14 protein-coding genes are annotated in these 14,060 nt (G+C 73.6%); 12 read left to right on the forward strand and 2 right to left on the reverse strand.

The features are described 5' to 3' along the window. Positions 1-38: 38 nt before the first annotated feature. Complete coding sequence (gene lgt / locus ACWPXV_RS01755) at positions 39-1,025, forward strand: prolipoprotein diacylglyceryl transferase (protein ID WP_454083598.1); 987 nt, start codon at positions 39-41, stop codon at positions 1,023-1,025. A gap of 10 nt (positions 1,026-1,035) precedes the next feature. Here lgt and ACWPXV_RS01760 read toward each other — a convergent pair whose 3' ends face one another. Continuing rightward, complete coding sequence (locus ACWPXV_RS01760; RefSeq protein WP_454083599.1) at positions 1,036-1,566, reverse strand: DUF2231 domain-containing protein; 531 nt, start codon at positions 1,564-1,566, stop codon at positions 1,036-1,038. Next, positions 1,563-1,997 carry a DUF4383 domain-containing protein gene (locus tag ACWPXV_RS01765; RefSeq protein WP_454083600.1) on the reverse strand — a complete coding sequence of 145 codons (435 nt, stop codon included), beginning with the start codon at positions 1,995-1,997 and terminating at the stop codon, positions 1,563-1,565. Before ACWPXV_RS01765 ends, ACWPXV_RS01760 begins: the two co-directional genes overlap by 4 nt. Before the next feature lie 107 nt (positions 1,998-2,104). Between ACWPXV_RS01765 and ACWPXV_RS01770 the strand changes: the two genes are divergently transcribed. The 11 genes from ACWPXV_RS01770 to coaBC all read left to right on the forward strand — a co-directional run bounded on the left by ACWPXV_RS01770 (position 2,105) and on the right by coaBC (position 14,052). Next, on the forward strand, positions 2,105-2,602 hold the full coding sequence (locus tag ACWPXV_RS01770; RefSeq protein WP_454083601.1) for a CinA family protein: 498 nt from the start codon (positions 2,105-2,107) through the stop codon (positions 2,600-2,602). Positions 2,603-2,842: 240 nt separating this feature from the next. Next, complete coding sequence (gene pyrR / locus ACWPXV_RS01775; RefSeq protein ID WP_454083602.1) at positions 2,843-3,403, forward strand: bifunctional pyr operon transcriptional regulator/uracil phosphoribosyltransferase PyrR; 561 nt, start codon at positions 2,843-2,845, stop codon at positions 3,401-3,403. Then, the gene (locus tag ACWPXV_RS01780) at positions 3,400-4,389 is read left to right on the forward strand and encodes an aspartate carbamoyltransferase catalytic subunit (protein ID WP_454083603.1); all 990 of its coding nucleotides are present in this window, start codon (positions 3,400-3,402) and stop codon (positions 4,387-4,389) included. Before pyrR ends, ACWPXV_RS01780 begins: the two co-directional genes overlap by 4 nt. Continuing rightward, the gene (locus ACWPXV_RS01785) at positions 4,386-5,705 is read left to right on the forward strand and encodes a dihydroorotase (protein ID WP_454083604.1); all 1,320 of its coding nucleotides are present in this window, start codon (positions 4,386-4,388) and stop codon (positions 5,703-5,705) included. Before ACWPXV_RS01780 ends, ACWPXV_RS01785 begins: the two co-directional genes overlap by 4 nt. Further along, positions 5,702-6,916, forward strand: a complete 1,215-nt coding sequence (gene carA / locus ACWPXV_RS01790) for a glutamine-hydrolyzing carbamoyl-phosphate synthase small subunit (protein WP_454083605.1) — start codon at positions 5,702-5,704, stop codon at positions 6,914-6,916. Before ACWPXV_RS01785 ends, carA begins: the two co-directional genes overlap by 4 nt. Next, positions 6,916-10,203, forward strand: a complete 3,288-nt coding sequence (carB, locus tag ACWPXV_RS01795; RefSeq protein ID WP_454083606.1) for a carbamoyl-phosphate synthase large subunit — start codon at positions 6,916-6,918, stop codon at positions 10,201-10,203. Before carA ends, carB begins: the two co-directional genes overlap by 1 nt. Before the next feature lie 98 nt (positions 10,204-10,301). After that, a complete protein-coding gene (gene pyrF / locus ACWPXV_RS01800; RefSeq protein ID WP_454083607.1) occupies positions 10,302-11,147 on the forward strand; it encodes an orotidine-5'-phosphate decarboxylase in 846 nt (281 codons plus the stop codon). A gap of 460 nt (positions 11,148-11,607) precedes the next feature. After that, positions 11,608-11,919, forward strand: coding sequence for an integration host factor, actinobacterial type (gene mihF, locus ACWPXV_RS01805; RefSeq protein WP_110851360.1), 312 nt, complete (start codon positions 11,608-11,610; stop codon positions 11,917-11,919). A 2-nt stretch (positions 11,920-11,921) separates the two neighbouring features. Further along, entirely contained in the window at positions 11,922-12,503 is a 582-nt protein-coding gene (gmk, locus tag ACWPXV_RS01810) for a guanylate kinase (protein ID WP_454083637.1), read from the forward strand. A gap of 65 nt (positions 12,504-12,568) precedes the next feature. Beyond that, positions 12,569-12,832, forward strand: a complete 264-nt coding sequence (rpoZ, locus tag ACWPXV_RS01815; RefSeq protein ID WP_110851226.1) for a DNA-directed RNA polymerase subunit omega — start codon at positions 12,569-12,571, stop codon at positions 12,830-12,832. Between the two features lie 20 nt (positions 12,833-12,852). Beyond that, the gene (gene coaBC / locus ACWPXV_RS01820) at positions 12,853-14,052 is read left to right on the forward strand and encodes a bifunctional phosphopantothenoylcysteine decarboxylase/phosphopantothenate--cysteine ligase CoaBC (RefSeq protein WP_454083638.1); all 1,200 of its coding nucleotides are present in this window, start codon (positions 12,853-12,855) and stop codon (positions 14,050-14,052) included. The last annotated feature ends 8 nt before the right edge of the window (positions 14,053-14,060 follow it).

Consider the following 14,060-nt stretch of genomic DNA (forward strand, 5'->3'; position numbering starts at 1 on the left):
CGGGAATCGGCTCAAGCCGGGCACGTTACGCTGCCCGGGTGCTGATTCTCCCCGCATCGATCCCGAGCCCCTCCCAGGCCGAGTGGTTCCTCGGGCCGTTCCCGCTGCGGGCCTACGCCCTCGCCATCGGGCTGGGCATCGTCGCCGCCTGGTGGATCCTGGACCGCCGCTACACCGCCAAGGGCGGTCCGCGCGACACCGCCATCGACGTCGCGCTGTGGATGGTGCTGTTCGGGATCGTCGGCGCCCGGATCTACCACGTCATCTCCTCCCCGGACGCCTACTTCGGCGAGAACGGGAACCCCGCCCGGATCATCGAGATCTGGAACGGCGGCCTGGGCATCTGGGGCGCGATCGCCGGCGGCGCCGTCGGGGCGGCCATTGCGATGCGTCGCCGCGGCCTGCGCCTGGCGCCCTTCGCCGACGCCCTGGCCCCCGGCCTCCTCGTCGCGCAGGCGATCGGCCGCCTCGGCAACTACTTCAACCAGGAGCTCTACGGCGCCCCGACGACGCTGCCGTGGGGCCTGGAGATCGACGCAGCGCACCGCGTGGCCGGCTACACCGACCCCAACCTCCTCTTCCACCCCACCTTCCTCTACGAGATGGTGTGGAACCTCGCGATGGTCGGCGTGCTCCTGTGGGCCGAGCGCCGCTTCCGCCTGCGCCACGGCCGCGTCATGTGGCTCTACGTCATGCTCTACACGCTCGGGCGCGGGTGGATCGAGTACCTGCGCATCGACACCGCCGAGACCGTGCTGGGCGTGCGGCTCAACGTGTGGACCTCGGTCCTCGTCTTCCTCCTCGCCCTCGCGATCTTCGTCCGCATCGGGCGGCGCACCCGCGGCCAGGAGGAGGAGATCTGGCTCCCCGGGCACGGACCCGCCGAGGAGGGGACCGACGCCGTCGCCGTCGAGAACGACGACGACGCCACCAACGACGTCGACGACGACGACGCCGCCGCCACCGTCGACAACGACGACGACGCGACGCCCGCCCCCGCCGAGGACCGCCGCGGCGAGGGCTGAGCGCCCCGCATCAGCTGAAGGTGCTGCCCACCTTGCGTCCGATCGCGAGGTGACCGCCGAGGGCGCCACCGACGACCAGTGCCGTCGTGCCGAGCGTGCTCAGCGCCAGCCCGGCCTTCTCCCGTCCGGAGCGCCGCGCCAGCCAGGAGCTGCCGAACATGACGGCGGCGGCACCGTTCGCGGCCGCGTGCACGACGCCGGTGCGCCGGTCCTCGCGCTTGCCCGTCCGCGCCCACTCGGCCCAGCCCGTCACCGCCGTCGGGACGGCGGCGAGGACGCCGAGGCCCACGAGCCGCCGGGCGGCGTCCCGCGAGGTCGGCATGGTGAGGTCGAGGACCACCGAGCTGGTCCACAGCCCGATCGGCAGGTCGGTGAGGATCGGGTGCAGGGCGTGCCCGAGCTGCTTGCCGAGCAGGAGGTCGCGCCGGCCCGGTGAGGCGATGAGCCGCTCGGTTGGGCCGGTCAGACGGGAGACGAGGCCGTCCAGCCGCTCGTCCTTCTCGACGACGGCCGCCAGGCGGGCTCCGAGGGACTCGCTCAACGGTCGGCTCCCGTCGCCGCGGTCCGGTAGGGCAGCAGGGCCACGAGCAGGCCACCGATGACCGAGGCCAGGTGCAGCCAGTTGTCGGCCCAGTTGATGTTGAGGAAGTTCGCGTCCGGGTTGTCGACGACGAACAGGCCGTAGACGAAGGCGGCGCCGTAGCCGATGACGAGCAGCCAGCCGAAGGTGCGGGCCCCGCTCGCGGTGCGCCACAGGACGACGCCGAGCAGCCCGATGAGGAGGTGCACGACGTTGTGCGCGGGGTTGATGGCGAAGCCGAGCAAGGTCTGGCTGTGGTCGTGCTCGGTCCAGCCGTCGAATCCGGTGACGGCGAAGCCGGCGATGCCGACGACGAGGTAGACCGCTCCGATGAGGAGCGCGAGCCACTGGTGGGTCCCGCGCCGCGGTGCGGGGTTTCGGGTGTTGGACATGTCATCCTCCAGCACTGGTCGGGTGCCGCCATGATCGTGGTCGAGCCCACAAAGCGCATTCCGGGCCAGCAGATGCCGCACCGCCGCGCCGCCGTGAGAATCGGCCCATGGCTACCTCCCCCCACATGACCGGCGACGCCGAGCAGCTCGCCAAGACCGTCTCCGAGCGCGCGAGCGAGCGCGGCGTCACCGTCGCCACCGCCGAGTCCCTCACGAGCGGGCAGATCGCCGTCCACCTCGGCGCCGCGCCCAACGCCGGCAGCTGGTTCTCCGGCGGGGCCGTCACCTACACGGTCGAGGCCAAGCAGAAGGCGCTCGGCGTCCCCGACATCCCGGTCATCAGCGAGGAGTGCGCCCGGGCGATGGCCGAGGGCGCCGCGCGCCTGCTGGGGGCGGACTGCGCCGTCGGCGTCACCGGCGTCGGCGGGCCGGACCGCCAGGAGGACCAGCCGGTCGGCACCGTGTTCATCGCGATCCACACGCCCGCGGGCACGACCTGCGAGGAGCACCACTTCGACGGCGACCCGCAGGAGATCCTCGACGTGACGACGACGCGCGCGCTCGAGCTCCTCGGCGCCGGCCTGGAGGACGCCGGTAACACGTGAGCTGTCGGCGCGGGGTTTCGCCTCGCGGCGCGGGGTTGAGGGCGGCTGTCGGCGCGTCGGGGTGGGCGGGATGCAGCGTTCGGCGCGTTCAGGTGGGGCGCCGCCGGCGTGTGAGGTGGATCGCACCTGCGGCCTGGCGTGAGACACGCGGCGGGGCGGGGGAGCGGCGCCGCTAGCATGGGTCGCGATCTGCCCGTCCTTTAAAGACCCGTCCTGTGAGGCGGGGAAGGAGCCAGCCAGATGTCTCTCGGCCCTGTCGTACCCGTGCTCGGTCCCCCGGAGATCACCCGGGCGTTGACCCGCATCTCCCACGAGATCCTCGAGCGCACCGACCCGGAGGACCGTCTCGTCCTCCTCGGCATCCCCACCCGCGGCGCCCCGCTCGCCCAGCGCCTGCACGAGCGCGTGCTCGCCGCCGGCGGCAGCGCGGAGCTCGGCACGCTCGACGTCACGATGTACCGCGACGACCTGCGCTCCCAGCCCACCCGCACGCTCCTGCGCACCGAGGTGCCGCCCGGCGGGATCGACGGCGCCACCGTCGTCCTCGTCGACGACGTCCTCTACTCCGGGCGCACGATCCGCGCTGCCCTCGACGCGATCAACGACCTCGGCCGCCCGGCCCGGGTCCAGCTCGCCGTCCTCGTCGACCGCGGGCACCGCGAGCTGCCCATCCGCGCGGACTACGTCGGCAAGAACCTGCCGACCTCGCGCCACGAGCGGGTCCGGGTCACGCTCGGGGACGTCGACGGCGGCGAGGACGCCGTTGTCATCGTCAAGCCGGCCGAGGGGGAGGAGCGATGAGGCACCTGCTCTCCGCCGCCGACCTCGACCGCGACGCGGCCGTCGCCCTCCTCGACACCGCCGAGGAGATGGCCGTCACCCAGTCCCGGGAGATCCGCAAGCTCCCCACGCTGCGCGGCCGCACCGTCGTCAACCTCTTCTTCGAGGACTCCACCCGCACCCGGATCTCCTTCGAGGCGGCCGCCAAGCGGCTCTCGGCCGACGTCATCAACTTCGCCGCCAAGGGCTCGAGCGTGTCCAAGGGCGAGTCCCTCAAGGACACCGCCCAGACGCTCCAGGCCATGGGCGCGGACGCCGTCGTCATCCGCCACGGCGCCTCCGGGGCCCCGCACCGCCTCGCCCACTCCGGCTGGATCGACGTGCCGGTCGTCAACGCGGGCGACGGCACCCACCAGCACCCCACGCAGGCGCTCCTGGACGCGTACACGGTCCGTCGCCACCTCGCGGTGGACGACGACGGCGACTCCCGCGGCCGCGACCTCACCGGTCTGCGCGTGGTCGTCGTGGGCGACGTCCTCCACTCGCGGGTGGCGCGCTCGAACGTCGACCTCCTCACCACGCTCGGTGCGCAGGTCACGCTCGTCGCCCCGCCCACCCTCGTCCCCGTGGGCGCCCACGCCTGGCCGGCGCAGGTCGAGTACGACCTCGACGCCGCGATCGCCACCGGCCCGGACGCCGTCATGATGCTGCGGGTCCAGCGGGAGCGGATGTCGAGCTCCGGGGGCGGGTTCTTCCCCTCCCCGCAGGAGTACCACCGCCGCTACGGCCTCACCGGCGCCCGCCTCGCGCGCCTGCCCGAGCACGCGATCGTCATGCACCCCGGCCCGATGAACCGCGGCCTGGAGATCTCCGCGGAGGCCGCCGACAGCCCCCGCTCGACCATCGTCGAGCAGGTCGCCAACGGTGTCTCCGTGCGCATGGCCGTCCTCTACCACCTCCTCGCCGGCGCGCCGGCGCCCACGACGACGCAGGGAGCACCCGCGTGACCAGCCACCTCATCCGGGGCGCCGCGCCCCTGGGCGCCGAGCCCACCGACCTCCTCCTCGCCGACGGCGTCATCACCGCCACCGGCCCCGACGCCGCCGCGCAGGCGGGCAGCGACGCCCACGTCGTCGACGCGGACGGTCTCGTCGCCCTGCCCGGGCTCGTCGACCTCCACACCCACCTGCGCGAGCCCGGCCGCGAGGACGCCGAGACCGTGTGGTCCGGCACCCGCGCGGCCGCGCTCGGCGGCTTCACCGCCGTCCATGCGATGGCCAACACCCAGCCCGTCGCCGACACCGCAGGCGTCGTCGAGCAGGTGTGGCGGCTGGGCCGCGAGGCCGGCTGGGCCGACGTCCTGCCCGTCGGCGCCGTCACCGTCGGGCTCAGGGGCGAGCAGCTCGCCGAGCTCGGCGCGATGGCCGCCTCCCAGGCCCGCGTGCGGGTCTTCTCCGACGACGGCCTGTGCGTGTGGGACCCGGTCCTCATGCGCCGGGCCCTGGAGTACGTCAAGGCCTTCGACGGCGTCATTGCCCAGCACGCCCAGGAGCCGCGCCTCACCGCGGGCGCCCAGATGAACGAGGGCGTCGTGTCCTCCGAGCTCGGGCTCACCGGCTGGCCGGCCGTCGCGGAGGAGGCGATCATCGCCCGCGACGTCCTCCTCGCCGAGCACGTCGGCTCCCGCGTCCACATCTGCCACCTGTCGACCGCCGGGTCCGTCGAGATCGTCCGCTGGGCCAAGGCGCGCGGTATCGACGTCACCGCCGAGGTCACCCCCCACCACCTGCTCCTCACCGACGAGCTCGCCCGCAGCTACGACCCCGTCTTCAAGGTCAACCCGCCGCTGCGCACGCAGGAGGACGTCCTCGCCCTGCGCGCCGCGCTGGCCGACGGGACGATCGACATCGTCGCCACCGACCACGCGCCCCACCCGGTGGAGGCCAAGGACTGCGAGTGGGCCGACGCCGCCTTCGGGATGACCGGCCTGGAGACCGCGCTGTCCGTCGTCGTCGAGACGATGGTCGAGCCCGGCCTGCTCGACTGGGCCGGCGTCGCGCGCGTGCTGTCGACGACACCCGCCCGGATCGGGCGCGTCGAGGGGCACGGGCGACCCATCGCCGTCGGGGAGCCCGCCAACCTCACCCTCGTGGACCCGGCCGCCCGCGTCGTCGTCGACGGCGCCCAGCAGGCGACCACCAGCCGCAACACCCCGTTCCAGGGCCGTACCCTTCCAGGGCGCGTCGTGGCCACGTTCCTCCGCGGGCGTGCGACCGTGCTCGACGCCCAGCCCGTCGCCAGCACCACAGGAGGAACCCGTTGAGGAACCAGCGTGAGGACGCCCTGCTCGTCCTCGAGGACGGCTACGTCCTGTCCGGGCAGGCCTACGCCGCCGAGGGCCGCACGGTCGGGGAGATCGTCTTCGCGACGGCGATGACCGGCTACCAGGAGACGGTCACCGACCCGTCCTACCACCGTCAGATCGTCACGATGACCGCCCCGCACATCGGCAACACGGGCGCCAACGACGAGGACCCCGAGTCCGACCGGGTCTGGGTCGCCGGGCTCGTCGTGCGCGAGCCCGCGCGGCGCGCCTCGAGCTGGCGCTCGACCCGTGAGTTCGAGGACGAGCTGCGCGAGCAGGGCGTCGTCGGCATCTGCCACCTCGACACCCGCGCCCTCACCCGTCACCTGCGCGACCGCGGCGTCATGCGCGCCGGGATCTTCTCCGGCTCCGCGCTGCCCGCCGGCGCGATGGGGCGGGACTCCTCCGCCATCAGCGTGCTCGTCGACCTCGTCCGCCAGGCGCCCGCGATGAGCGGCGCCGCCCTTGCCGGTGAGGTCTCCACCCAGGAGCGCTACGTCGTCGAGCCCACCGGCGAGTTCGCCGGCAAGGAGCCGCTCGCCGAGATCGTCGCCGTCGACCTCGGGATCAAGGCGCGCACCCCCGCCCAGCTCGCCGAGCGCGGCGCCCGGGTCCACGTCGTCCCGCAGCAGACCACCCTCGCGGAGATCGTCGCCCTCGAGCCCGACGGCGTCTTCTTCTCCAACGGCCCGGGCGACCCGGGCAGCGCGGACCACGAGGTCGAGGTGCTGCGCGGGGTCCTGGCCCAGGGGCTGCCCTTCTTCGGGATCTGCTTCGGCAACCAGCTCCTCGGGCGCGCCCTCGGCTACGGCACGTACAAGCTCGACTACGGCCACCGCGGCGTCAACCAGCCCGTCCTCGACCGCGCCACCGGCAAGGTCGAGATCACCGCGCACAACCACGGCTTCGCCGTCGACGTGCCCGTCGGCGAGGAGAGCGTCGCGCCCTACGACGACGGCCGCTTCGGCCGTGTCGAGGTCTCCCACATCAGCCTCAACGACGGCGTCGTCGAGGGCCTGCGCGCCCTGGACGTCCCCGCGTTCTCCGTCCAGTACCACCCCGAGGCGGCCGCCGGCCCGCACGACGCCGCCCACCTGTTCGACCGCTTCCTCGAGCTCGTCGCCGCCCGGCGGCAGGCGCGCTCCCAGACGACCGGAGAGGACGCCTGATGCCGCGTCGTACCGACCTGCGTTCCGTTCTCGTCATCGGCTCCGGGCCGATCGTCATCGGCCAGGCCGCCGAGTTCGACTACTCCGGAACCCAGGCGTGCCGGGTGCTGCGCGAGGAGGGCCTGCGGGTCATCCTCGTCAACTCCAACCCGGCGACGATCATGACCGACCCGGAGATCGCCGACGCCACCTACGTCGAGCCGATCACCCCCGAGGTCGTCGCGACGATCATCGCCAAGGAGCGCCCCGACGCGCTGCTGCCGACCCTCGGCGGGCAGACGGCCCTCAACACGGCGATCGCGCTCGACGAGGCCGGGGTGCTGGCCGAGTACGACGTCGAGCTCATCGGTGCGTCGGTCGCCTCCATCCACGCCGCGGAGGACCGTCAGGCCTTCAAGGAGATCGTCGAGCAGTGCGGGGCGAGCTCGGCCCGGTCGGTCATCTGCCACTCGATGGAGGAGTGCTACGGGGCCGCGGAGGAGCTGGGCTACCCGCTCGTCGTGCGCCCGTCCTTCACCATGGGCGGCCTCGGCTCGGGGCTCGCGTACAACCCCGAGGACCTCGAGCGGATCGCCGGTGCCGGCCTGCACTACTCGCCGACCACGGAGGTGCTCCTCGAGGAGTCGATCCTCGGGTGGAAGGAGTTCGAGCTCGAGCTCATCCGCGACAAGGCCGACAACGTCATCGTCGTGTGCTCGATCGAGAACGTCGACCCCGTGGGCGTCCACACCGGTGACTCGATCACCGTCGCCCCGGCGATGACGCTCACCGACCGCGAGTTCCAGAAGATGCGCGACATCGGCATCGCGATCATCCGCGCCGTGGGCGTGGACACCGGCGGCTGCAACGTCCAGTTCGCCGTCGAGCCGGACACCGGCCGCATCGTCGTCATCGAGATGAACCCGCGCGTCTCCCGCTCCTCCGCGCTGGCGTCCAAGGCCACCGGCTTCCCGATCGCCAAGATCGCCGCGCGCCTGGCCGTGGGCTACACGCTCGAGGAGATCCCCAACGACATCACGAAGACCACCCCGGCCTCCTTCGAGCCGGCGCTGGACTACGTCGTCGTCAAGGTCCCGCGCTTCGCCTTCGAGAAGTTCCCCGCCGCCGACCCCGTCCTCACCACCACCATGAAGTCGGTGGGCGAGGCGATGGCGCTGGGCCGCAGCTACACCGAGGCCCTGCAGAAGGCGATGCGCTCGATCGACGCCAAGGGCAGCGTCTTCCACTGGCAGGGCGAGGCGCCGGACGCCGAGCAGACCGCCGCGCTGCTCGAGACCGTGCGGATCCCGACGACGGAGCGCCTCGTCCAGGTGCAGCAGGCCATCCGCGGTGGCGCGACCGTCGAGCAGCTCTTCGAGGCCACCGCCATCGACCCGTGGTTCCTCGACCAGATGGTCCTTCTCGACGAGGTGGCCGCCGACCTGCGCGAGGCGCCGGCGCTCACCCCCGAGCTCCTCGCGGAGGCCAAGCGCCACGGCTTCTCCGACGTCCAGATCGGCCAGCTGCGCGGCCTGTCGGAGGACACCGTCCGCGAGGTGCGCCACGCCTACGGCCTGCGCCCCGTCTACAAGACGGTCGACACCTGCGCCGCGGAGTTCGCCGCGCAGACGCCGTACCACTACTCCTCCTACGACGTGGAGACCGAGGTCGAGCCGCGCGAGCGCCCGGCGGTGATCATCCTCGGCTCGGGCCCGAACCGGATCGGCCAGGGCATCGAGTTCGACTACTCGTGCGTCCACGCGACCATGGCGCTGGCCGAGCAGTTCGAGACCGTCATGGTCAACTGCAACCCGGAGACGGTCTCCACCGACTACGACATCTCCGACCGGCTCTACTTCGAGCCGCTCACCTTCGAGGACGTCCTCGAGGTCTACCACGCGGAGCTCGCCGTCGGCCCGGTGGCCGGCGTCGTCGTCCAGCTCGGCGGCCAGACCCCGCTGAGCCTGGCCCAGCGCCTCGCCGACGCGGGCGTGCCGATCCTCGGCACCCAGCCCGAGGCCATCGACGCCGCCGAGGACCGCGGCCGCTTCGGCGCCGTCCTCGCCGCCGCCGGCCTGCCCGCCCCCGCCTTCGGCACCGCGACGACGCTCGCGCAGGCAGAGGTGGTGGCCGAGGGCATCGGCTACCCGGTGCTCGTGCGCCCCTCCTACGTGCTCGGTGGGCGCGGGATGGAGATCGTCTACGACGTCGAGCAGCTGCGTGACTACGCCGGCCGCTCCGACCTCGGCGCCGCGACGGGCCCGCTCCTCATCGACCGCTTTCTTGACGACGCGACCGAGATCGACGTCGACGCGATCTACGACGGCACCGAGCTCTTCCTCGGCGGCGTCATGGAGCACATCGAGGAGGCCGGCATCCACTCCGGCGACTCCGCCTGCGTGCTGCCCCCGGTGACGATCTCCGAGCGGGAGATCGCGCGGATCGCCGAGTCGACGCGTGCCATCGCCGACGGCGTGGGGGTGCGCGGGCTCATCAACATCCAGTTCGCGCTCGTCTCCGACGTCCTCTACGTCATCGAGGCCAACCCGCGCGCCTCGCGCACGGTGCCCTTCGTCGCCAAGGCCACCGGCGTGCCGCTGGCCAAGGCCGCCTCTCTCGTCATGGCCGGCGCGACGATCGCCGAGCTGCGCGAGCGGGGGATCCTGCCCGAGCACGACGCGACGCGCCTCGACCTCGACGCGCCGATCGCCGTCAAGGAGGCGGTGCTCCCGTTCAAGCGCTTCGCCACCCGAGAGGGCTCGGTGGTGGACACCGTGCTCGGCCCGGAGATGCGCTCGACGGGTGAGGTCATGGGCTACGACGTCGACTTCCCGCGGGCCTTCGCCAAGTCCCAGGCCGCCGCCTACGGCGGGCTGCCGACCACGGGCACCGTCTTCGTGTCCGTCGCGGACCGCGACAAGCGGGCGCTGGCCATCCCGGTCGCGCGCCTGCAGAGCCTCGGCTTCGAGATCCTCGCGACGAGCGGCACCGCCTCGGTGCTGCGCCGCAACGGCATCCCCGCGCGGCTGGTGCGCAAGGCCTCCGACGGGCGCGGCCCCGACGGCGAGCCGACGATCGTCGACCTCATCGAGACGGGTCAGGTCGACATGGTCGTCAACACCCCCTCCGGCCAGGGCGCCCGCGCCGACGGCTACGAGATCCGCACGGCGACGACGGCGGCCGACAAGCCGATCATCACGACCGTCCAGGAGCTCTCCGCCGCCGTCCAGGCGATCGAGGCCGCCGGCCTCGGCCCGATGACGGTGACCTCTCTCCAGGAGCACGACGCCGCCCGGGCCGCCCGGTGACCCCCACCCCCACCCCACCCCCTCCCGCCGACAGCCGGATTCCTCCGGCCGGCAATCCCACCCCTCCCGCCGACAGCCGGATTCCTCCGGCCGAGCCGGTGCCCTTCGGCACCCGGCTCGCCGCCGCGATGGCCGAGCACGGGCCGGTGTGCGTCGGCATCGACCCCCACCCCGGCCTGCTGGACGCGTGGGGACTGCCCGACGACGCGACGGGTCTGCGCACGTTCGCGATGTGCGTCGTCGAGGTGCTCGGGGGGCGGGTGGCGGCGCTCAAGCCGCAGTCGGCGCTCTTCGAGCGGCACGGCTCGGCGGGCGTCGCCGTCCTCGAGGACGTCCTCGCGGCCTGCCGGGACACCGGCACGCTGAGCGTCCTCGACGTCAAGCGCGGGGACATCGGCTCGACCATGGCCGGCTACGCCCACGCGTACCTCGCCGACGGCGCGCCCCTGGCCGCGGACGCGATCACCCTGTCCCCGTACCTCGGGCTCGGTTCCCTCGCGCCCGCCGTCGAGCTCGCCCACGCCACCGGCAGGGGAGTCTTCGTCCTGGCGCTCACCTCCAACCCGGAGGGAGCCGCGGTGCAGCACGCCGTCGGTACCGACGGGCGCGCCGTGGCGGGCGGGATCGTCGACGGGGTCGCTGCGCTCAATGCGAGCGGCCCAACGGCCGAGGGCCTGGGGTCGGTGGGTCTCGTCGTCGGCGCCACCATCGGCGACGCCGCACGCCGGCTCGGCATCGACCTCGCCGGCTCCCGGGCCCCGCTCCTCGCCCCCGGCTTCGGCGCGCAGGGCGCCGGGCGCGCGGAGGTGGCCGAGGTCTTCGCGGGAGCCGAGCATGCGGTGCTCGCCAGCACCTCCCGCGCCGTCCTCGCCGCCGGCCCGGACGGCCTCGTGGCCGCCGCCGAGCGGGCGGTCGCGGAGGTCCGCGACGCCCTGGCCGGCTGACCGGCCGACATCAACCGGCCGACTCGCCGTCGTCGGCTGACGCCACGGCCGGGGGGTGGGCGTCGGCCGACCGACTCGCCGTCGCCGTCCTCGGCTGACGCCACGGCCGGGGGGCGCGGCCGGCCGACCCGCCGTCGCCGTCGTGGCCTGACGCCACGGCCGCGGCCCTCGACCGCCCACCCGCGCGCGACGTCGTCGCCGACCTCCCCGCTTCTCCTCACCACAGCCCGTGCGAACGGGGGAGGTGGGAGGACAACCGGGGAGGTCGGCGCCCACCCGGTGGCGAACCACCGGGGCGGTCGGCGCGCTCCGGTGGCGAGGAGCCGCCAAGTGTGGTGAGGACGACCCCGGCGCCCGCGGCGGGCGGGCTCTGGGGCCTTGCGGGTACTGGCAGACTGAGCTGGTCGCTGGGTACCTTGCCCTCAGCCCCTCCCGTGTCCCCGTCCCCGAGGTGATGAACGTGGCCCTGCCCTCCTTGACCCCCGAGCAACGCGCCGCCGCGCTGGCCAAGGCAGCGGCCGCCCGCACCCGTCGGGCCGAGGTGAAGAACCGCCTCAAGTACTCCCAGACCTCCCTCTCCCAGGTCATCGCCGACGCCGCCGACGACGAGGCCCTCGGCAAGATGCGCGTCGTCGAGCTCCTCGAGTCCCTCCCCGGCGTCGGCAAGGTGAAGAGCCGAGCGATCATGGCCGAGGTCGGCATCTCCGAGGCCCGCCGCGTGCGCGGCCTGGGCCACAACCAGGTCGAGTCCCTCGTCGAGCGGTTCGGGTGACCGTGCCGACCACCTCGCCCGCCTCCGAGGCTCGTCTCACCGTCCTCGCCGGGCCCACCGCCGTCGGCAAGGGCACCGTCTCCGCCGACATCCGCCGTCGCTATCCCCAGGTGTGGCTGTCGGTCTCCGCAACCACGCGCCAGCCCCGCCCCGGCGAGGTCGACGGCGTCCACTACCACTTCGTCTCCGAGGAGGAGTTCGAGCGGATGGCCGCCGAGGGTGAGCTCCTCGAGTGGGCCGTCGTCCACGGTCAGAACCGCTACGGCACCCCGCGCGGTCCCGTGGAGGAGCAGCTGCGCAGCGGCGAGCCCGCGCTCCTGGAGATCGACCTCCAGGGCGCGCGACAGGTCCGTAAGACCATGCCCAACGCGCACTTCGTCTTCCTCGCCCCGCCCTCCTTCGAGGAGCTCGAGCGCCGGCTCGTGGGCCGCGGCACGGAGGGTCCGGAGGAGCGTGAGCGTCGCCTGCGCACCGCCCGGGAGGAGCTCGCGCACGCCGACGAGTTCGACGACATCGTCGTCAACGACGTCGTGACACGCGCCACCGACGAGCTCGTCTCCCTCATGGGCCTGCCGACCGAGTAGACTCGGACGTTGCGCGTGCCCGCACCCGGTGCAGGCGCGCCCCGAAACGAACACGTGAGGTGAGCATGTCCGGAACCGTTGCCCAGCCCGTTGGCATCACCAACCCCCCGATCGACAAGCTGCTCGAGGCGGCGGACTCCAAGTACGCCCTCGTCATCTACGGCGCCAAGCGCGCCCGTCAGATCAACGCCTACAACTCCCAGCTCCAGGAGGGGCTGCTCGAGTTCGTCGGCCCGCTCGTCCCGCACGGCCAGACCGACAAGCCCCTGTCGATCGCGCTGCGCGAGATCAACGAGGGACTGCTGACGGTCAACCCGACCCAGGAGTGACCGTGCCGGGGGCGACCGGGCTGCGCGTCCTCCTCGGCGTCACCGGGGGGATCGCCGCCTACAAGGCGGTCTTCGTCCTGCGTGCGCTGCGCGAGGCGGGGCACCGCGTCCGGGTCGTCCCCACCGAGGCCGCCCTCGAGTTCGTCGGGCGGCCCACCTGGGAGGCGCTGTCCGGCGAGCCGGTGACGACGAGCGTCTTCGAGGGCGCCACCGGGGTCGACCACGTCGCCCTCGGCCGCAGCGCCGACCTCGTCGTCGTCGCCCCCGCCACCGCGGACCTGCTCTCGCGGGCCGCGACCGGCCGGGCGGACGACCTCCTGACGACGACGCTCCTCACCGTCACCGCCCCCGTGCTGCTCGCCCCTGCGATGCACACGGAGATGTGGCAGCACCCGGCGACCGTCGCGAACGTCGCCACCCTGCGCGCCCGCGGCGTCACGGTCCTCGAGCCGGACTCCGGGCGCCTCACCGGTGCCGACACCGGCCCCGGCCGGCTGCCCGAGCCGGAGGCCATCACCGCGGCCGCCCTCGCGCTCGTCGCGCCGCAGGACCTCGCCGGGCGCACCGTCGTCGTCAGCGCCGGCGGCACCCGCGAGCCGCTCGACCCGGTCCGCTTCCTCGGCAACCGCTCCTCGGGCCGGCAGGGCGCCGCGATCGCCCGCGAGGCCGCCCGCCGTGGCGCCCGGGTGACCTTGCTCGCCGCCTCCATCGACGAGGCGGCCCGGCGCGCCGCCCAGCACCCCGCCGTCGACGTCGTCGAGGTCGAGACCACGCGTGAGCTCGCCGACGCCGTCGACACCGCCACCGCCGACGCGGACGTGCTCGTCATGGCCGCCGCCGTCGCCGACTTCCGCCCCGCGACGACGGCGGAGGGCAAGATCAAGAAGGACGGCTCGGCCCCGCAGGCGGTCGAGCTCGTCGAGAACCCCGACATCCTCGCGACCGTCGCTCACCGCGAGCGGGCGCGTCTCGTCGTCGTCGGCTTCGCGGCCGAGACTGGTGACGCCGGCGAGGTCCTCGAGCTCGGGCGCGCCAAGGCACGCCGCAAGGGCGCCGACCTGCTCGCCGTCAACGCCGTCGGCCAGGGCCGCGGTTTCGGTGACGTCGCCAACGCCGTCACCGTGCTCGACGGCGCGGGCGAGGTGGTCGGTGAGGCCGCCGGCAGCAAGGACGACGTCGCGCGCGGGCTGTGGGACCTCGTCGTGCCCCGCCTGCGCTGAACTAGGAT

This window comes from Georgenia sp. Marseille-Q6866 (genome assembly GCF_965111665.1).

Excerpts from the sequence above, each read along its gene's own strand:
- ACWPXV_RS01765 (WP_454083600.1), bottom strand. The coding sequence starts at position 1,997 with ATGTCCAACACCCGAAACCCCGCACCGCGGCGCGGGACCCACCAGTGG.
- ACWPXV_RS01770 (WP_454083601.1), top strand. The coding sequence starts at position 2,105 with ATGGCTACCTCCCCCCACATGACCGGCGACGCCGAGCAGCTCGCCAAG.
- pyrR (WP_454083602.1), top strand. The coding sequence starts at position 2,843 with ATGTCTCTCGGCCCTGTCGTACCCGTGCTCGGTCCCCCGGAGATCACC.
- ACWPXV_RS01780 (WP_454083603.1), top strand. The coding sequence starts at position 3,400 with ATGAGGCACCTGCTCTCCGCCGCCGACCTCGACCGCGACGCGGCCGTC.
- carB (WP_454083606.1), top strand. The coding sequence starts at position 6,916 with ATGCCGCGTCGTACCGACCTGCGTTCCGTTCTCGTCATCGGCTCCGGG.
- rpoZ (WP_110851226.1), top strand. The coding sequence starts at position 12,569 with ATGTCCGGAACCGTTGCCCAGCCCGTTGGCATCACCAACCCCCCGATC.